Genomic DNA, 19478 nt, shown 5'->3' with positions numbered 1-19478 from the left:
ATAGCCCAATGTGGGCTCGTGCGTGGATTGTGGCGTGTTTTTGTGTCGCTCTTGCGGGTGCAGCAGGCACAGTAAAGGCTCAGCAAGCAGACTCAGCGAGTGAGACGCCAGCCCAAGAAGACGTAACAAAGCTCGATGCCAAAAGCGTCGTTGAAAAAATACGACCCATTGGTAGCGCTTATCAAAACAGTATTTCACTGTTAAATAATCGCTTTAGAATTGACTCGGATGTCGACAAGGTCATCTTGGTTTTTTTCAGGCAGTTTGGGGCGAAACCTGTCGTGCTTGTGCAGCCCGACGGCAGCAAGTTGTTTCTTGATAACGACCCAAATGACGACAGCTATCATTGGTATGAGTCAGATACCTACGACATGATTGAGCTTGATAAACCCATGGCAGGGCCGTGGCAGGCCCTTGGCGAAATACTGCCGAACAGTCAAGTCATGGTAATCGCCGATTTAGTGCTTGAATCTGATGCCATTCCCTCGCCAGTGTTTTCGGGCGAAACTATCAAACACACCGCTTATCTAAAAAATGCAGGCGAAAGAGTTAACTTTGCAGAATTTCGTGACGTAGTGTCCTTGTCGATTGATTTTATGAGTACCAATCACCCTGATCATGAAAATTTTGGCTTGGGTACAAAAAATATTGCGCGCTTTGATGACGACGGTATAGGACTTGATGAAACTCCCGGAGACGGCACCTTCACCGGAGAATTTGATTTAAATATTAGTAACGGTGAATGGCAACCGGTAATAAGTGTGCGTACGCCACTTTTTAGCCGCGAGCAGATTGGCGAAAATATTCTGCTACTGCCTAATCCTATTGTGGTAACGCACGTTGCCGCAGCAGGGGAGGAAGGTTTTCATACGCTCCAAATTTCGGTAGACAGTGAGCACATCGACCCGGCCAGTCTGTTGATAGACGGCGTAGCGAGGACGCCACAAAGCGATGCAGAACGATTTACAATTACCGACTTAGGTGAATATCAGCGTGAAGTTAGTTTAGTTAACGCGGGCTATGGCATGTACCGATTTAAAATGACGGCTTTTGCCAAAACTCACAGCGGCAGAGAGCTCAAAATCCGCGTTCCTGAGTATAGTTTTGTTACATCAGAACCCGTTATTGAGCCTGCGGTGCAAGAAGATACCGCATCACAGCAGGCTAAAGTAGCAGAGCGTGAGCCAGCTAAATTACCTGAAAAGGTCGAATCACCGAGTGTTTTGCCCATTGTTATCGCCGTCAACGTGTTTGTGCTGCTGTTAGGTGCCTTGGTGATTTACTTGATTGCCGATAAACGCAAACATCCAGATTCGCATCTTGCTTTAAAAGCCTTACTTAATATAAAAAGCCTTCGCAACATACGATTGAAAAAAGCGGCGCCAGCGGATAAGGGCGAAGCGTCCGAATAAAGCGCGAATTTTAACAATCGTTTTTTAGAACAAAACAGATATTCACCCTGGCTTGCTTGTTAAATAGGCAGGCAGTCTTAAGTTGGCAAAAAAGCAGTTGACTATAGCGTACCCGCACCGTATTATCTGCGCCGCACTTGAGGATGGTGGCTAGCTTTGGTCATAATTATCAGGGGCAGTGTATAGATGCGGAGTGGTAGTTCAGTTGGTTAGAATACCGGCCTGTCACGCCGGGGGTCGCGGGTTCGAGTCCCGTCCACTCCGCCATTTACACACGACTTTTAAGCATGAAAATGCGGAGTGGTAGTTCAGTTGGTTAGAATACCGGCCTGTCACGCCGGGGGTCGCGGGTTCGAGTCCCGTCCACTCCGCCATTTTTTGTTTAATCTACCATGTGGAGTGGTAGTTCAGTTGGTTAGAATACCGGCCTGTCACGCCGGGGGTCGCGGGTTCGAGTCCCGTCCACTCCGCCATTTCCTTATTGTTTTTCCTCACGTTTTTACGCAATCTATTGGGCAATCGCTCGCTTCAGTGTAAACTAAGACGTCTTTTATCTAATTGGTTATGTTACCCCGTGTCATTGCTCCGCTGTGAATCTATATCTAAGTCATTTAAAGATGCTGAATCTGAGGTCAATATCCTTCAAGACGTGAGTATTGATGTTTTTGATGGGGAGACGCTCGCAATATTAGGCAGCTCTGGGTCGGGTAAAAGTACCTTGCTACATATTTTAGCCACCTTAGATTCGCCCGACAGGGGTGAAATTTTCTTCGAAGATGTTCGCTTAAATAGCCTGAACCAAAAAAAACAGGCCGCATTTAGAAACAAAAATTTAGGCTTTGTATATCAATTCCATCATTTATTGCCGGAATTTACGGCGCAAGAAAATGTGGCGATGCCTTTACTCATTGGCGATATGGATAAGCGGACAGCCTTGGCAAAAGCCAAAGAAGGACTGCATCGCGTAGGTTTGTCTCATCGTCTAGCGCATAAACCCAGTCAGCTCTCAGGCGGAGAGCGGCAACGAGTAGCGATTGCGCGTGCGCTTGTTAATTCTCCCAAAATAATTATGGCTGATGAGCCTACCGGCAATTTAGATGCCGATAACTCTGAACATATTTTTGAGCTAATTCAGTCTATCAACAAAGAGCTAAACACCGCATTTATAATTGTTACCCACGATCAAAGTCTCGCTCAGAAGCTGGATAGAACCTTGTTTTTGAAGAAAGGAAAACTTGAGGCGCTAGTTTAGTGGTGTTTACTTCCTTCATACGTTTTGTTGCATGGCGATTTCAGCAGTCTAAGCAGCAAGACGGCTATATTTCTTTTGTCTCTAGTTCCTCCACCTTTGGTGTGGGCTTAGGTTGCGCCGCTCTTATTTTGCTGCTTTCGGTTATGAACGGGTTTGAAAGGGAGCTACGGGATAATTTGCTCAGCATCGTGCCCCACGCTGAACTGATCAATGCCTCACCTAGCGGCATAACTCCTAATGCCAACTACCTTGAACGCATGCGAAAGGACGCAAAGATTGCGCACGTATTTGCCCTTAATAAAGCGTCGGGCTTGCTGCAAAAAGGCAAGCAAATAAAATCGATAGAGCTCATAGGTGTTGATAAAGACTATCACCAACACAAACTGTCGGCCTATTTTGATTATCAAATCCTCAGCAACACATCAAACAGCATAGTGTTAGGAAAGGGCATCATGCAGGCCTTGTCGTTGAATATAGGCGACAGCGTTCAAGTACTTCTACCTAAGGTAACTGAGGACTTATCTTTTCAGACTTCAGTGGCCACGTGGTTGACCGTAGTGGGGGAGGTAAACATTGGCGGCGAGATAGATAGCTTTATAGGCATTACTAATCACGTCACTCTAGCGAGCATGTTAAATCTTGATGATGCAGTGACGCATCTTGAACTGCAAATGCATGATCCCTTTGACGCGTATGAGATCGTGAGAAAATACGGGTGGGATTTCAATCAAGCCGTGTATATGTCAGATTGGACACGCACGCACGGACACCTGTATCAAGATATAAAACTGGTCCGCACGGTTATCTATATTGTGCTCGTTTTGGTGATATGCGTTGCGAGCTTTAACATTGTGTCGTCTTTGGTGATGTCAGTAAGAGAGAAAAGCCGTGAAATCGCCATTTTAAAAACAATGGGTGCAAGCCAGTCTCAAATAAAACGAATTTTCATTACTAAAGGTTTATACAGCGGTTTATTCGGTGCTACCTTGGGCAGCATCATAGGTTGTGTGTTAGGCGCTTATTTGCCGCAAATTATAGACTTTATCGAAGATGTGCTGTCTGTTGAGTTGCTTGATGCCGGTGTTTATTTCACCAGCAGTATTCCGTCTGAGCTAATGCTAACAGACGTGGCGATAACGTATAGCTTAGCGGTGGTTATAAGCGTCTTGGCGACGCTTTATCCTTCCGCTAAAGCTGGCGCTGTGCTGCCCGGCGAACATCTTCATTAAGTTTATACTTTGATAAGCCATAGGCTTTATGCTCTTAATTCTTAACTTTTAACTCTTAGCGCTTTTGCTATTAAATTAGCGCATCACTGCACTGCACTGCACACAACTATACCGCAATTCACAAAACAGCACCTTACAAAACACACATCAAAGGCGCAATGAATAGCTAGTTTTCCTGGGTGTTATGCCCGCTAACCTTTGCAGCTTCAGTCATTTCATCTGAGAAGGGGTCTGCGTTGTAGATATCCTCGTTGAGCACGCCTTCTGATTTGGCGACAATAGTTGCTACGGTGCAGTCACCGGTGACGTTAACCACGGTGCGCGTCATATCTAACAATCGGTCTATGCCGATTATTAGCGCGATACCCTCAACGGGCAAGTTGACCTGCTGTAACACCATGGCGAGCATAATAAGACCAACTCCCGGAACCCCCGCGGTGCCGATTGATGCCAAGGTCGCTGTTAGCACTACCATGAGTAAGTCACCGGTCGACAAGTCTACGCCATAGACTTGTGCAATAAATACCGTGGCAACGCCCTGCATAATTGCTGTGCCGTCCATATTTATAGTGGCGCCTAGGGGAATGGTAAATGATGCCACGCTGCGGTCTACACCAAGCTTCTTTTGTGCGGTAGTTAAGGTAATGGGAAGCGTGGCACTGCTACTTGATGAGCTGAACGCAAAAATGGCGGTATCTTTCATTTTAATCAGCAAAGTAACTGGGTTGAGTCTGGCCAGCAACACAAGCAGTGTAGGATAAGTGATGAGCGCGTGGGCAATTAATAAAAAGAAGACTAAGAAGAAATATTTTAGAATGCTGCCGAAGGCGGCCAAGTCAGTAGTGGCGGCTAACTTAGCCATTAGAAAGAACACCCCGTAAGGCGCTAAGGCCATTATAATAAGGACGATTTTCATGATCACGTCGTTTATGGTTTCAAACGCTTTTTGTACTTTTAGGCCATTCTCACCGCATTTAGACATTGCGATGCCAACTAATACAGCAAATACAATAATTTGCAGCATATTTCCTTCTGCCATAGCATTAATTGGGTTTGACGGAAACATGTCTATAATCACTTGCGCAAGGCTTGGCGCTTGACTTGGCGCAAATGTCGCGTCTGTCTGAATAATAAAACCTTCGCCCGGTTTTACAATTAAGGCCATAATTAGGGCAAAAGTTACTGCAATACAAGTGGTTAATACGTATAATCCGACAGACTTTCCGCCAAGACGACCTAGTTTAGACGGATCGGACAAACTGCTTACGCCACAAACTAACGATACAAAGACTAACGGTACAACGAGCATTTTTAAGCTGTTTATAAAAATGGTTCCGCCGATGTTAAATATACCATCGACGAAAAAACCATACGTAGAAAATGACGTTGAAAATATATTGATAACGCGATCTCCGCTATCATCGAACGACATTTGTAGCAAAGCGCCTATAACGATTCCGGCAATCATGCCGATAAGAATTCTTAAGGTTAAGTTTGATTTTTTTGTGTCTTGCGACATAAGACGACCTTTTTTGTTCTGATTATGTGTCCTAGATACGAAAGACTAACAAGGATGACGCAAAAGCTAAACCGATTTTTATTTTCAAATATCAGCTTTGCTTACGCGCAGCACTGTCAACTTTTTAAAGACAAGGTAGCAACATGAAACAGGTAACACGCATATTTTGGTTATTCTCACTGACATGGTTATTAATGGCCTGTGGCGGTGGGGGTTCTCTGGAGCGAACGCAGGACGGTACGCCTCCTACAACACCATCAAATCCGACTACTGAGGTGGTTGCCCTGTCAATTGGCATTTTCAATGCGGCTGGCGAAGCACAATCGGAGTTAGACGCAGATACGCCATTAACCGTGCGCGTTACGGCAACATCTGATGGTAGTGCACTTGCCGGCGCCGTAATTACCTTTTCATTGAGCGACCCAGGCTTGGCCAATTTTGACAATGATACGGGCACAGCGCTGACTAATGCTGAAGGGATTGCCGAAATTAGTCTCACCGCGGGTGAGTTATCCGGTAGCGGTACTATTACAGCCACTTACAGCGAAGATGTCAGTGTTTCGGTTGGTTTCAACTCTTCTGGCGCACCAGACGCCACGGCGCTGCAGTTGAGTTTGAGTGCAAGCAGCACAGCCTTAAGCGACGCTCAACCTATTACGCTATCGGCAACCATCACTGACGCATCGGGCGCGCCAGTAAGCAATCAGGTGGTTAGTTTTACATTAAGCCAAGCCGACTTAGCAAGTTTTGAAAATGATACCGGTACAGCCCTAACCGGCGATGATGGTGTTGCCAGCATTCAATTATTTGTAGGCACTGCATCTGGTAGCGGTACGGTTACCGCAACATTTGGTGATGTGAGTGAAACCATTGGGTTTGAATCAGCGGGTGCACCTCAACAAGGCGCGTTTTCCTTAGATTTATTTGCCAGCACCACGCAACTTGCGTCTAGCGGCACTGACCAAATTGAATTAATTGCTGTGCTAAAAAGTCAAGACAATGTGTTGTTAGCGGATATTCCAGTTTCATTTTCTGCTGACCAAAATGCATCTTTGACCATTGTTGACTCGGTATCCGGAGAAGACGGTACAGCAAGAGCCTTACTCAGCACTATTAACAACCCTGAAAACCGCGAAGTATCAGTGACAGCGACTTCGGGCACATTGAGTGCGTCTGTTGTGGTGCGCGTTGTGGGAACAGAAGTAAACCTAAACGGTGCAAGTTCAGTTATCTTGGGCGATTCAGCGCCAATCACCATCGTATTATCAAACTCAGATGGCAACGGCATCGCCAATCAGCAAGTCTCAGTAACGGCAAGCAATGGCAGTATTGACAACGAAACACCTGTGACCAATGCTAATGGTCAAGTCACTGTACTGTATACGGCGACCGAATCTGGCGAAGACGTAATTACTGCGTCTGCGCTTAATGCCACGCGAAGCTTCCCGGTAACGGTACAGCAAGATGATTTTAGCTTTGTGTCATTGAATACCGCAGGCGTACCGCTCAATACCAACGAGCCAATTAGATTACGATGGTTCAAAAATGGTCAGCCTTTTGCTAATGGCAACGTAACTGTCACCACGTCTAGAGGTGAGGTACTTGGCGGTAACGTGTCAGCCAATGTTGCGCGAACGGATGCTAACGGTATCGCAACAGTGAATATTACTTCACAGTTTGCGGGTCCTGCTTCAATTTCAGCGGTCGGTACTGATGTTGCGACTAATTCTCAAGTGAGTGCTCGTGCGAATATCGACTTTATTGCCAGCGAAGTAGCCAGTATTTTTGTTGACTCAACGCCCGACGTAATCGGGCCAGAAGGGCAAACCGCCACAATTACCGCGGTAGTGCGCGACTCTAGAGGTAACTTGGTTACAGGTAAAACCGTTAATTTCAGCATTTTAGCTGACGCCACAGGCGGTAGCATTTCGCCTAATACTGCCATTACCGACAGCAACGGCATTGCGTCAACGGTATTTACGTCGAACGCGGTCAGTCAGTTTGAAGGTGTGACCATTGAGGCGGAAAGTGATGGCGAAACAGGCATTACTCAGCTAACAGTAGGCGATAGAGCCTTTGATATTTCAATCGGTACAGGTAATGCAGTTGAATCTCCTGACCAATCGTCATATATCAAAGAATTCTCTGTATTTGTTACCGATGCTGCAGGTCGTCCAATTGAGGGAGCGACACTTACCGCCAGCGCAACGCCGCCGGTCCTTAATGCTTACAGAAAGGGGCAATGGGTATGGGATGGTGATGCACAGGTCTATTTTACTGCAGGCCTAGAAATACCTAATACTGACCCAGTCGAATATTCTGCACCTTTCTCTTGTAACAGTGAAGATGCAAATGGTAACGGTCGTTTGGACATTGTTGAAGATTTAAACCGTAACGGTGAACTCGACCCAGGCGAAGATGCTAATGGAGATGGCGTACTAGACATTGGTGAGGACACCAACAGAGACGGCCAACTTACACCAGGAAACGTAGCGGTGGTTAGCTTCAGAGATGGCGTTGCCGTAACTGATGCAAATGGTCAAGCCTACTTGGAAGTGCGATATGCCAAACAGTTTGGTGGTTGGGTATCAACCTCGTTAACGGTATTTGGACAGTCAGCAGGTACTGAGTCTTCTGAGACGCAGCTCTACGGTCTGGGTGCTGCTGCAAGCGATTTGACGGAAGAAACTAATCCGCCACCAGCCAATCCCTTTGGCGTGCTTCCAGACTGTAGCTTGAGAAATTAACACGTCGTAAAGCATGTAAAGTAACTAAAAAGGGCCCGAACATAATCGGGCCCTTTTTTATAAGCTATCTATATAAACTATCTACAATATCACTTAAATTTGTTGAAACGGATATACCGAGCCGAGGCCAAGAAGCTGGGTGAGTTCATCCAGTGCCGTTCTAGATTCGTTTAACAGTTGAGGGTCAATGAGGTCGTCTGCGTGCAGACGGTCTCGATAGTGTTTGTTCACCCAAGTTTGGAGCTGACCATATTTCATTTCGTTCATCAAACATGCAGAGTTTACGGCTTGCTGCTCATGTTGATTTAGCACCACCCGAAGGCGCAAACAAGCGGGACCACCGCCATTTTGCATGCTTTGTTTTACATCAAAAAACAGCACGCGTTTTATAGGATTATTTTGAGTAAGCAACCAATCTAGATAAGTTTTCACTGCGGTATTTTGTTCACATTCCATCGGCGCAATTATCACCATTTCACCACTAGGCAGACTAATAAGCTGCGTGTTAAATAAATAGCTTTTTATTGCATCTTGTACGCTGACCTTATCGCGGGGCACTTCAATAAAATGAAAGGCTGCATCCCCCAAGCCTTGTTGTATTTGTTGGCGCACTTTCTCGGTATGTAAAAATGCATCCTGATGATAAAACAGTACGTCTTTATTACCCACGGCAATTACATCATTATGAAATACGCCTGCATCAATTACATCTGGGTGCTGCTGGGCAAATACCGTCTTAGTTTCATCGAGTTGATGCAGTCGAGCCACTGCTTGGCTGGCTTCAATGGTTTGCCGCGCAGGAAACTTAGTGGGTTTTACCTGACTGTCGTCAAAGGCATGCTTGCCATATACAAATAACTCAACCCCCGGTTGTTCGTATTCAGTGCAAAGGCGCGTGTGATTGGCTGCACCTTCATCCCCAAAGTGATCGTTGTCGGGCAGGTGCTTATGATGCGCAAAAAACGCGTCGTTATTAAACACCGCTTTGAGCACATTACCTGTTACCTCTGGCTCAATCGAACGATGGAATTTATTGGTTAAATTAGCAGGTGTAAAGTGAATGCGTTTGTCTGCAGTGTCGGCGCTAGGAGAGACTGTAGCAGCATTTGCAGTCCACATGCTTGATGCAGAGCAACACGCTAAAAAAATATGCGGTGCTTGTGCGTAGGCATTTTTCATGACGGCTGCGTCGGTCCCGTTAAACCCTAATCGGCGCAGAGCATAAACATCTGGGCGCTCTTGCGGCGCGAGGATCCCCTGAATCATTCCCATATCCGCAAGCGCTTTCATTTTGTCTAGGCCTTGCAGTGCTGCCTGCTTAGGATTACTCACCGCATTAGCATTAGACTTAGATGCAATATTGCCAAACGATAAGCCTGCGTAGTTGTGAGTCGGGCCCACTAATCCATCAAAATTTGCTTCTACTGTTTTCATCACGTACTCTCCGAGCCTCAATGTGCTAGTGCGCTCAACCTCGTGATACACCCTATCGCACGCAATAGAGTAAGTTCAAGTAAAGTGTAGAGCGCATGTAATTTAGCCAAGATTATACGGAGTAATTTTTGTTTGCCAATGGGCGAAACAAGAAAACATCAATAAAAACAAAGGCTTTACCCATATCGTTGTAGATAAATATATATAACAACTTGTTTTCTATTCACTTTGTAGATATATGTTAAAAAGGAATGAAGCACACAACACCGCATTAGATGCGCTTACATTTATATTAAGCATCTATAAAACATAAGGTTTTCTTATTTAATGGGCAAATCACTAGTAATAGTCGAGTCACCAGCAAAAGCTAAAACAATAAATAAATATCTAGGCAAAGATTTTATTGTTAAATCCAGTGTCGGGCACGTTCGTGACCTGCCCACTAAAGCATTGGGTAAAATTGAGACTAAAAAACCAGCAAAAGAGCTCAATACTTGGACCGATAAAAAGAAAGAACAATATTTAAAGCAGTATGAGTACAACAAGCTAGTTGATCGCATGGGCGTTGATCCCAAACAAGATTGGGAAGCACATTATCAAATCTTGCAGGGTAAAGAAAAAGTCGTCAGCGAATTGAAAAAGCTCGCCAAAGATGCAGACATGATTTATCTCGCAACGGATTTGGATAGGGAAGGAGAGGCCATTGCATGGCATCTGCAAGAGCTATTAAAAGGCAAAGATAAAAAATTTCAGCGCGTCGTGTTCAATGAAATAACGCAATCTGCCATCAAAGAGGCCTTTGCGCATCCTTCGGAATTGAATATTGCGCGGGTTAATGCGCAGCAAGCAAGGCGATTTCTAGACCGCATTGTTGGCTTCATGCTTTCGCCTTTGTTATGGAAAAAAGTTGCCCGAGGGTTGTCAGCAGGGCGTGTACAGTCTGTGGCAACGCGTTTAGTAGTAGAGCGTGAGCGTGAAATAAAGGCTTTCGTGCCCGAGGAGTTTTGGGACGTGCATGCCGATTTAGCAACGCAAAAGGCTGAACAATTGCGCATGATGGTGCAAAAATACAAAGGCGAGAACTTCAAACCCACTAACAAAGCGCAAACCGATACGGCGCTCAAAGCCCTTGAAGATGCTCAGTACAAAGTAGTGAGCCGTGAGTCAAAGCCTACGCAAAGTAAACCATCGGCGCCATTTATTACCTCTACACTGCAACAAGCTGCCAGCACCCGCTTAGGATTTGGGGTTAAAAAAACCATGACCATGGCGCAGCGTCTATATGAGGCCGGCCATATCACCTATATGAGAACCGACTCAACTAACCTTAGCAGTGAAGCGGTAGACAATTGTCGCGAATATATTCAAAAACAGTTTGGCGATAAGTATTTGCCTAGCAAGCCAATACTCTATGGAAGCAAAGAGGGCGCACAAGAAGCACACGAAGCCATACGGCCTTCGAATGTTAAAGTTAAGGCCGCTAGCCTAACTGAGATGGAACGAGACGCACAGCGTTTATATGAGCTTATCTGGCGTCAGTTTGTTGCCTGCCAGATGACAAACGCAAAATATGATGCCACAACGGTAAAAGTGGCCGCCGGAGATTATGAGCTTACCGTAAAAGGGCGTGTGTTAGTATTTGCCGGTTGGACTGAGGTGCTTAACCAAGTTAAACGCAAAGACGATAATGATGGCGAGTTACCAAATGTGCAGCAGGGCGACGTACTTAGCTTGCAAAAACTTGAGCCTAAGCAGCACTTTACTAAGCCCATTGCGCGTTTCAACGAAGCCTCCTTAGTTAAGGAGCTCGAGAAGCGCGGCGTTGGACGTCCATCCACCTATGCAAACATTATCGGCACTATTCAAGATAGAGGTTACGTAAGGCTTGAGAATAAGCGTTTTTATGCAGAAAAAATGGGTGAGATTGTTAACGACCGCTTAGTCAGCAATTTTGCCGACCTCATTAGCTATGACTTTACCGCGAATATGGAACAGCGCCTTGATGATATAGCGCACGGTGAACTTGAATGGAAACGCGTGTTAGACAGCTTCTACAGCGAGTTTTCCGAACAGCTTGAAAAAGCCGAACTGCCCACAGAAGAGGGCGGCATGCAGCCTAATCAGGCGGTGCCGATTGATATTGAGTGCACAAAGTGCCAACGTCACATGAACGTTCGTACAGCCAGCACTGGCGTGTTTTTGGGCTGCTCTGGATACAACTTGCCTCCTAAAGAGCGTTGTACACAAACGATGAATCTTACCCCCGGAGATGAGGTGGTTAAGGTGTCGGATGATGAGGAACTTGAAACCGAAGTGTTGCGGGCTAAGCGTCGTTGCCCTATCTGTTCTACCGCTATGGACAGCTACCTCGTTGACGAACAGCGCAAACTACATGTGTGCGGCAACACACCGAGCTGCCCTGGCTATGAAATTGAAAAAGGTACGTTTAAGCTTAAAGGTTACGACGGCCCGCTCATTGAGTGTGATAAATGCCAAAGTGATATGGAGCTTAAAAACGGACGCTTTGGTAAGTATTTTGGCTGCACGAATGAAGATTGCAAAAACACTCGTAAGCTGCTCAGAAGCGGCGAGCCTGCGCCACCTAAAGAAGACCCCGTATTTTTGCCTGAGCTTGAGTGCGAAAATTCAGACGCGCATTTTGTGCTGCGTGATGGTGCCTCTGGCATCTTTTTGGCAGCTTCTACCTTCCCTAAATCAAGGGAAACACGCGCGCCGCTCGTGGCTGAATTAGCGAGGTTTAGAGACCGTATATCGCCAAAGTTCTATTATCTGGCAGATGCGCCTCAAAAAGATCCTGACGGTAACCCAACTATTGTTCGCTACAGTCGTAAAACGAAACAGCAATATGTGATGTCAGAAGACGGCAAACAGAAAGCCACGGGCTGGTCAGCGTGGTATCAAAACGGCAAGTGGGTGGTAGATGATAAACGTAAAACAGCGAAGAAGAAGTAACTAACATGGGTGGTTCATTACAAGATCAACTTTTGAAGGCTGGCCTCGCTGACAAAAAGCAGGTACAAAAAGCCAAAAAAGAACGCCACAAAAAAGTAAAGGCAAAGCAAAGCAATAAAAAAGCGGTCATCGAAGATGAGGCTAAAATTGCTGCCGAACAGGCCTTAGCTGCAAAACGGGCTAAAGATAAAGAGCTTGCCCTAGCGCAAAAAGCAGTGGCCCAACAAAAAGAGCTTGCTGCACAGGTTGCTAACTTGATTAAGGTAAATGCGCAGCCCAAAAACAATGGCGATGTGGCCCTAAACTTTACACATAACAAGCTTGTAAAGCGCATGTACGTTAGCGAACGTACCCACAAAGACGTGACCCAAGCGCGGCTCGCCGTGGTATCTTATCAAGCGAATGAATATGAATTGGTGCCTTTACCGGTAGCAGATAAAATCCAAACGCGAATGCCTGAAGCCGTTATTTATATTGCTGACACGGCAGCCGAAGCTCGCAGTAAAGCTGACGATAACGACGACTGGTACGCTGACTACGACATTCCAGATGATTTAATGTGGTAATTGCCTCTTAAAAGGTCGTTAGCATGCTAGCCTGAGAGCAACTAAAAGCTCAGGCTTAGTTTCAGAAATGAAGACAAAAAAAAGCCCTCAAAGTTGAGGGCTTTCTTGGTTTTGATTCGTAGCTTCTATACGCCAGGCTTTTAAACGCTAGGCGGCGTTGCCATAGGCGCGCTTGCACTTGATGATGCATTGGCTACCAAAGCAGGTTTGCCGGCTTGTGCAAACTTGCCACGAGTATCGTCGTCCATTGCAGTGTAGGTTTGCGATTCAGGCATTTCCACAGCTTTTGGATTTGCCATAGGGTGCGATACGCGAATCATGGCTGCTTTGTCTTTTGCAGGTGCTTTTTTAGCGCTAGCTTTGGCCTTTGGTTTCGCTGGTGCCTTTGCAGTTGGCGCGACTGCATCTTCGGATGGTGCATCAGGCTGTGCAACGTTTACTGTTTTTGCATCTTCAGCGTCCTTAGCGTTTTCAGCGTTTAACGCTATTTCAGCTTGCACTGGCTCTGCTTTTTCGGCAGCGCGCTCTACAATACTTTGCGATGCTGTCTGTGGAGTATCCGCTTTGCTGCTATCAAGCTCTGCTGTTTTACCTTCTACCTGCGCATCTTCGCTGCGCGAGACTTCATTAGCAGATGGGGCATCAGTAGATGGGGTATCAGCAGAGAGGTTTGCCTCGTCAGCATTCTCACTTTTTGCGCTTGCATCAGTGTTTTGCTCAGCGTCAAAAGCAAGTTCGGGCTGTATGGCCTGCTCGTCAGTGTCAAGTTCTTTGCTCGCTTGCTTACGCTTTTGACCAGCAGCGCGGGTATGACGAGGAGAGCGTCGTGCGCGGCTGCGTGAGCCGTCTTTCGGTTCTTCGCCTGCGCTTTCTGTACTCTCGGGGCTTGCTTCGCTTTCCGAACTCGCTGCACTCGCCGCGCCTTCATCAGTATCAACATTATTCGCTCTCTCGTCGGTAGGCGAGTGGGCCGATGCGTCAGCAGATGCGGCGCTGGTGTCTGTTGATTCACCCACTTGCTCGCTTGATAGCTCGTTAGGTTGTTCATCAGCGCTTGTCTGCGCCGTTATGGCCTCAGTACTTGCATTTGATGTTTCCAAAGTACTTGTTGTGTCAACATCGACAGCAACAGCCTTATCACTTGCGAGTTTCGGCTCTGGGGCAGTCAATGTGTCTGCATTGGCGGAAGTTGCAGAGGTCTTACTTTCGTCCTCTACTCTAACGCTCTGGCGAGCCGGGCGTCTGGCTCTTCGCTGGGTCGGCACCTTTTTCTGTGCAGCTGCTTTTGGCGTGGCTTGAGCGCCATTCGATACTTCAGTGTCGCTAGAAGTTGCGCTTACTGGCGCTTCTGTATCTAGACTTGCGTCACGTTTATTATCGTTGTTAGGGCGTCTATTTCGTTGACGATTTCTATCACCACCGCGCTCGCCACGACTGTCATTACGGTCGCTACGCTCGGTGCGTTTTTCGCCGCGTTCAGTAGACTTGTCGCCACGCTCTTTATTTCGTTCGTTACGTTCGCCGCGTTCATTGCGATTGCCGCCCTGACGACGCTTACCGTTTCGATTTTGTCCGCGTTTTTGTTGTGGTTTCTTCGCTGGCGTTTTCGGCGCCTCTTCAGTCGCAAATAAACCCGACAGCCAAGCACCTAACTTACTTAATAAGCCTGGTTCTGCGCTTGCATCTTGTGCAGGTGCTTTCACCTCGGGCGTATTTGGCGCTTGCGTGGGTGCACTCATTCCTTGTAGTGCAGGCTCTTCACGCTTAACAACTTGCGTTGCTGTCGCGTTTTGTTCTGCGTCTGGTTCTTTTACTAGTTCAACGTTATAGCTGATGTCATTGATGATCTCAGCACTCTTACGACGCAATATTTGATAGCGCGGCGTATCGAGATTAGGGTTAGGGATTATCAGCAGCTGTACCGTGTGGTTTTTTTGCAGGCTAACAATAGCGTCACGCTTTTCATTTAATAAGTAAGTGGCGACCGCTACAGGCAGTTGTGCTTCAATTTGGCCAGTATTATCTTTAATGCATTCTTCTTCGATAATGCGCAAAACGGATAAGGCTAATGACTCATTACCACGAATGGTGCCGTGTCCGTCACAACGTGGACACACATTGTGGGCTGATTCACCCAACGACGGGCGCAAGCGCTGTCGCGACATCTCAAGTAAACCAAATCGTGAAATTTTGCCTAATTGAATGCGCGCGCGGTCACTTTCAACTGCCGCTTTCATTCGGTTCTCAACTTCGCGCTGATGCTTGACCGGAGACATATCAATAAAATCGATAACAACCAGTCCACCTAAATCACGCAATCGCAGTTGACGCGCAATTTCGTCGGCTGCTTCTAGGTTGGTGTTATAAGCGGTCTCTTCAATATCTCCGCCTTTTGTTGCGCGAGCAGAGTTAATATCAATAGAGGTCAGGGCCTCTGTTGGGTCGATTACGATTGAACCGCCAGAAGGCAGGCGCACTTCACGCTGAAACGCTGACTCAATCTGGCTTTCTATTTGATAGTGAGAGAACAGCGGCACGGAGCCTTGATACTGCTTCACACGACTCACAAAATCGGGGCGAACCACTTCAATATGTTCAAGCGCTTGCTTATAAATTGTTGGGCTATCTATCAGTATTTCACCAATATCGCGACGCAAATAATCTCGAATCGCTCGTACAATCACGTTACTTTCTTGGTGAATGAGGAATGGAGCAGGGCGCGACTCAGCGGCGTCTGAAATCTTCTCCCAGTAATGCAGCAGTACACTTAAGTCCCACTTCAATTCAGCAGCTGATTTTCCTACGCCTGCGGTGCGAACAATTAATCCCATGCCGCTTGGCATATCTAGTTCACTGAGAGCAGATTTTAATTCGCTTCGTTCATCCCCCTCAATACGGCGTGAGATACCACCGGCGCGAGGATTGTTGGGCATTAATACTAGATAACTTCCGGCAAGAGAAATAAAGGTAGTGAGCGCCGCGCCTTTTTGGCCGCGCTCTTCTTTATCGATCTGTACAATGACCTCAGTCCCTTCACTGATGACTTCTTTTATGTTTGGACGGCCCTCAAAGCGATAGCCTTTTGGAAAGTAGGTCTTTGCAATTTCTTTTAGGGGGAGGAACCCGTGGCGGTCAGCGCCGTAGTCAACAAAGGCTGCCTCTAAACTCGGCTCTACGCGAGTGATGGTGCCTTTGTATATATTGGCCTTCTTTTGCTCGTGGCCGGGGCTTTCAATGTCTAGGTCGTAGAGTTTTTGGCCATCTACTAAGGCAACTCGCAACTCTTCTTGTTGAGTGGCGTTGATTAACATACGTTTCATATTAACTAGCTCTGTTATTTGTCCAGACCTAGTAGCAAACAAATTGTCTGCAGAATCTCTCGATTGTGCTTAAAGCGCTATCAAATTGTACACAGTAGTTTTACCGCGCGAGTGATAATGTTTATTTTGTATTCGTTCTACACCAAGCGCCATAAGGATGCTTGGGGCTTTATTTATCTGCTACGTCAGTCTTTGTGACTTATTATATCGGCTCAAATGCTTGTGTTTTCGTCGCGCCTTATCATGATGGAGGGTGCGAAAGTGTCGAGGCCGCGTTTAGCGCCTGCGATCATGCGAAAGGCATTTGAACATCTCTAAACTATTTCTGTTGTTTCTATTTTGTGTTTATCTCATTATGTAGTTTAAGGCTAATGAGTCATACTTTTGGTTGCGCCAAGTCTTTTCACTTGGTCTCGGGTTGTTTGCCCTTCAATCAAGCAACCAAATTACACAAGTCGTGATACTATCACACAAATTTTTTCTGAGATATGTAAATGTCGAGAAATTTTACAATTAATGCAAGGTCTTATGACAGAATCCTTTGATAAAGTGCAGTTCATTAGCATCAGTGAAGATGAACAATCCCAAAGAATTGATAACTATCTGATTCGAATACTAAAAGGCGTACCAAAAAGTAAGATTTACCGCATCTTACGTAAGGGCGAGGTGCGGGTGAATAAAAAGCGGATTAAGCCTGAATACAAGCTACAAACGGGGGATGAAATTCGCCTGCCGCCTATTCGCTTAGACGCACCAGAGCCGTCCGTCATTAAAGTTGAACGCGTCGCCTATTTACAAGATGCCATCTTATATGAAGACGAACGCTTTATTGTATTGAACAAACCTTCAGGCATTGCGGTGCATGGCGGCAGTGGGCTGCAGTTTGGCGTGATTGAGGGGCTGCGCGTTTTGCGGCCAGATGCACCATTTTTAGAACTTGTGCACAGGCTCGACCGAGAAACGTCAGGGTGTTTGTTGATTGCAAAAAAACGCTCGGCATTGCGCCATCTGCATGAGCAACTACGAAACAATCAGGTTGATAAAATCTACCATGCTTTGGTGGCAGGCGCTTGGCCTGAAAAACGCCACAAAGTAAAAGCGCCGCTGCATAAAAATACCCTGCAAAGTGGCGAGAGAATGGTGCAGGTGTCAGACATGGGTAAGCCCAGCGAAACTAAATTTCGCATACTCCAGTCGTTTCCCCACAGTACGCTGGTAGAAGCAAAACCGATTACCGGCCGCACTCATCAAATACGGGTGCACTGCCTACATGCAGGGCATCCTATTGCGTGCGACAATAAATACGGTGACGCTGAATTTGACAAGCATATCAAGACCCTTGGGGGCAGCAGACTATTCTTGCATGCCGCGCAGATTCGGTTTATCCATCCGCGCACAGACGAACAAGTGTCTTTTCGCGCACCCTACGACAGTAAATTATCTAAGTTAATGGACAAACTCAATGCGCTATAGCCATATTATTTTTGATTGGGACGGCACGGTGATGGATTCAGCTGCCAAAATTGTATCATGCATGCAGTTGGCTGCAGCAGACGCAAAGCTGCCTATTCCTAGTGAGAATGCTGTTAAACATATTATTGGCATAAGTTTGCGTCCTGCCATTGCACAGTTGTTTAATATTCCTCTTGCTCAGGCAGAACAGGTTGCCGAACATTACAAACGCATCTTCATAGAAAAAGACCAAACGCCCAGCCCGCTGTTTGAAGGTGCCATCGAAACCCTTTCATGCCTGCAACAGACGCATTGCTTAGGGGTAGCTACAGGAAAAGCGAGGAGGGGATTGGAGCGTGCTTGGCAGCATACTAAGAGCGCGCATTTTTTTGATGCGTCACGCTGTGCCGATGAAGCAGAATCAAAACCATCACCAGACATGCTGCTTCAATTGCTTGATACGTGGCAAGTGGAGGCTAAAAATGTTCTCATGGTGGGTGACACTGTATATGATATGCAAATGGCAGAGACGATAGGTATGCCGCGCCTAGCAGTGTCGTATGGGGTACATGCACCCGATATGCTGAAAGAACACGCGCCTGTGGCTGTCATCGATAGATTTGTAGATATTACCAAACACGTTTAATCGATGTTGCGCAGGCAATATGGACTTAGTTAGCTTAAAGCTTAGGCGTTAACAGGTAAATCAGGCTGTATATGAATACTTTGTGCTTATGCCTGTGTGTATGCTTATGCTGGTAGGTACGCTTTTAAAAAACTTATTTGGCCATTGTTTGGCCACTGTTAGGCCATAGGAGACGACAAATGAATTTGAGACAGCTCACTGCAGTAATGTGCTTAGTTGCGGGGTGTTTAATTGCCACTAGCTACGCTGTTGCTCAAACCGTGCGGACTCTCGCTGTAAGTGGTCATGCTAAACAGCAGTTTACCCCCGACGCGTTTAATATGGACTTTACCTTTGAAGAACGCGGACACGATTTAGTTATCATCAAGAACGCGGTAGATGCCCGCATCAACAAAGCAAGCAAAATGCTCATCGACAATGACGTCAATGAAAATAACATCCGTTCGATGGATGTGACGCTATATCCATGGATTGAAACTCAAACGAGCATGGGAAATCAACAGCGAGAGCAGGTTAACAAGGGCTTTGTATACAGGCGTACGCTTTATTTTACTCACGACAATATTGAAGCATTCGACGCTTTAATTAAAAAAATTGCCACGCTTTCGCCATCCAGTATCGGTCAGTTTTCACTCATTAATCAGAACTTAGATACGCTCAAACGTGCGCTGACTAAAGCGGCACTGAACAACGCCCGCGAAAAGGCCATTGATATGGCAGATGAGATGGGTATGGAGGTAGGGCATGTATTGTTCATGAGCGATGGCACCAAGCCGCCCGAACACATGTTTGAGCGCAACGGACGCATGTTGATGTCGCAGGCTGCCGATGCACCGGCTTCACTGCCAGGGCAAAATACTATCGAAAGTACCGTTGAAGTTGTATTTGAAGTCCATACCTTAAGCCGTAAACAACAAAACTAGAGTGA

Annotated in this window: 12 protein-coding genes and 3 tRNA genes; 12 read left to right on the top strand and 3 right to left on the bottom strand. The window is 46.4% G+C overall.

The annotated features are described in order from the left end of the window. The first annotated feature begins 8 nt into the window (after positions 1-8). The 6 genes from ACFO4O_RS04895 (at position 9) to ACFO4O_RS04870 (ending at position 3893) form a co-directional block, all read left to right on the top strand. Positions 9-1412: a TIGR03503 family protein gene (locus ACFO4O_RS04895; protein ID WP_382406235.1), complete on the top strand. Its 1404-nt coding sequence runs from the start codon at positions 9-11 to the stop codon at positions 1410-1412. A gap of 190 nt (positions 1413-1602) precedes the next feature. Beyond that, positions 1603-1679: transfer RNA gene (locus ACFO4O_RS04890), tRNA-Asp, on the top strand. 30 nt (positions 1680-1709) lie between these two features. Continuing rightward, positions 1710-1786, top strand: a tRNA-Asp gene (locus tag ACFO4O_RS04885). A gap of 22 nt (positions 1787-1808) precedes the next feature. Continuing rightward, a tRNA-Asp gene (locus tag ACFO4O_RS04880) sits at positions 1809-1885 on the top strand. 101 nt (positions 1886-1986) lie between these two features. Continuing rightward, positions 1987-2664, top strand: a complete 678-nt coding sequence (lolD, locus tag ACFO4O_RS04875; protein WP_382406234.1) for a lipoprotein-releasing ABC transporter ATP-binding protein LolD — start codon at positions 1987-1989, stop codon at positions 2662-2664. Continuing rightward, complete coding sequence (locus ACFO4O_RS04870) at positions 2664-3893, top strand: FtsX-like permease family protein (protein ID WP_382406233.1); 1230 nt, start codon at positions 2664-2666, stop codon at positions 3891-3893. The genes lolD and ACFO4O_RS04870 overlap by 1 nt, the downstream gene beginning before the upstream one ends. A gap of 166 nt (positions 3894-4059) precedes the next feature. Here ACFO4O_RS04870 and ACFO4O_RS04865 read toward each other — a convergent pair whose 3' ends face one another. Next, complete coding sequence (locus tag ACFO4O_RS04865; RefSeq protein ID WP_382406232.1) at positions 4060-5412, bottom strand: dicarboxylate/amino acid:cation symporter; 1353 nt, start codon at positions 5410-5412, stop codon at positions 4060-4062. A 143-nt stretch (positions 5413-5555) separates the two neighbouring features. Between ACFO4O_RS04865 and ACFO4O_RS04860 the strand changes: the two genes are divergently transcribed. After that, positions 5556-8159: a beta strand repeat-containing protein gene (locus ACFO4O_RS04860; RefSeq protein ID WP_382406231.1), complete on the top strand. Its 2604-nt coding sequence runs from the start codon at positions 5556-5558 to the stop codon at positions 8157-8159. A 93-nt stretch (positions 8160-8252) separates the two neighbouring features. On the opposite strand, the gene astB is transcribed toward ACFO4O_RS04860, so the two are convergent. Beyond that, positions 8253-9593 (bottom strand): N-succinylarginine dihydrolase, encoded by a 1341-nt coding sequence (gene astB / locus ACFO4O_RS04855; protein ID WP_382406230.1) that lies wholly within the window; start codon positions 9591-9593, stop codon positions 8253-8255. Positions 9594-9920: 327 nt separating this feature from the next. On the opposite strand from astB, the gene topA reads away from it, so the two are divergent. Both topA and ACFO4O_RS04845 read left to right on the top strand, forming a co-directional pair. Beyond that, positions 9921-12566 carry a type I DNA topoisomerase gene (gene topA, locus ACFO4O_RS04850; protein ID WP_382406229.1) on the top strand — a complete coding sequence of 882 codons (2646 nt, stop codon included), beginning with the start codon at positions 9921-9923 and terminating at the stop codon, positions 12564-12566. Between the two features lie 5 nt (positions 12567-12571). Further along, positions 12572-13132, top strand: coding sequence for a DUF2058 domain-containing protein (locus ACFO4O_RS04845; protein ID WP_382406228.1), 561 nt, complete (start codon positions 12572-12574; stop codon positions 13130-13132). 140 nt (positions 13133-13272) lie between these two features. On the opposite strand, the gene rne is transcribed toward ACFO4O_RS04845, so the two are convergent. Beyond that, positions 13273-16452 carry a ribonuclease E gene (gene rne, locus ACFO4O_RS04840; RefSeq protein ID WP_382406227.1) on the bottom strand — a complete coding sequence of 1060 codons (3180 nt, stop codon included), beginning with the start codon at positions 16450-16452 and terminating at the stop codon, positions 13273-13275. A gap of 528 nt (positions 16453-16980) precedes the next feature. Between rne and rluC the strand changes: the two genes are divergently transcribed. From rluC to ACFO4O_RS04825, 3 genes are all read left to right on the top strand, one after another. Next, positions 16981-17925, top strand: coding sequence for a 23S rRNA pseudouridine(955/2504/2580) synthase RluC (gene rluC / locus ACFO4O_RS04835; RefSeq protein ID WP_382406226.1), 945 nt, complete (start codon positions 16981-16983; stop codon positions 17923-17925). After that, a complete protein-coding gene (locus tag ACFO4O_RS04830; RefSeq protein ID WP_382406225.1) occupies positions 17915-18550 on the top strand; it encodes an HAD-IA family hydrolase in 636 nt (211 codons plus the stop codon). Before rluC ends, ACFO4O_RS04830 begins: the two co-directional genes overlap by 11 nt. A 179-nt stretch (positions 18551-18729) precedes the next feature. After that, the gene (locus tag ACFO4O_RS04825) at positions 18730-19473 is read left to right on the top strand and encodes an SIMPL domain-containing protein (protein ID WP_382406224.1); all 744 of its coding nucleotides are present in this window, start codon (positions 18730-18732) and stop codon (positions 19471-19473) included. Positions 19474-19478: the final 5 nt, after the last annotated feature.

The organism is Glaciecola siphonariae (genome assembly GCF_042652645.1).
GTDB classification, from domain to species: Bacteria; Pseudomonadota; Gammaproteobacteria; order Enterobacterales; family Alteromonadaceae; genus Glaciecola; species Glaciecola siphonariae.
This window is presented reverse-complemented; position numbering and strand designations above follow the sequence as displayed.

What these genes read in the sequence shown, in the direction of transcription:
- ACFO4O_RS04895 (WP_382406235.1), top strand. Translation starts at nt 9, where the DNA reads ATGTGGGCTCGTGCGTGGATTGTGGCGTGTTTTTGTGTCGCTCTTGCG.
- ACFO4O_RS04865 (WP_382406232.1), bottom strand. Translation starts at nt 5,412, where the DNA reads ATGTCGCAAGACACAAAAAAATCAAACTTAACCTTAAGAATTCTTATC.
- ACFO4O_RS04860 (WP_382406231.1), top strand. Translation starts at nt 5,556, where the DNA reads ATGAAACAGGTAACACGCATATTTTGGTTATTCTCACTGACATGGTTA.
- astB (WP_382406230.1), bottom strand. Translation starts at nt 9,593, where the DNA reads ATGAAAACAGTAGAAGCAAATTTTGATGGATTAGTGGGCCCGACTCAC.
- topA (WP_382406229.1), top strand. Translation starts at nt 9,921, where the DNA reads ATGGGCAAATCACTAGTAATAGTCGAGTCACCAGCAAAAGCTAAAACA.
- ACFO4O_RS04845 (WP_382406228.1), top strand. Translation starts at nt 12,572, where the DNA reads ATGGGTGGTTCATTACAAGATCAACTTTTGAAGGCTGGCCTCGCTGAC.
- rne (WP_382406227.1), bottom strand. Translation starts at nt 16,452, where the DNA reads ATGAAACGTATGTTAATCAACGCCACTCAACAAGAAGAGTTGCGAGTT.
- rluC (WP_382406226.1), top strand. Translation starts at nt 16,981, where the DNA reads ATGACAGAATCCTTTGATAAAGTGCAGTTCATTAGCATCAGTGAAGAT.
- ACFO4O_RS04830 (WP_382406225.1), top strand. Translation starts at nt 17,915, where the DNA reads ATGCGCTATAGCCATATTATTTTTGATTGGGACGGCACGGTGATGGAT.
- ACFO4O_RS04825 (WP_382406224.1), top strand. Translation starts at nt 18,730, where the DNA reads ATGAATTTGAGACAGCTCACTGCAGTAATGTGCTTAGTTGCGGGGTGT.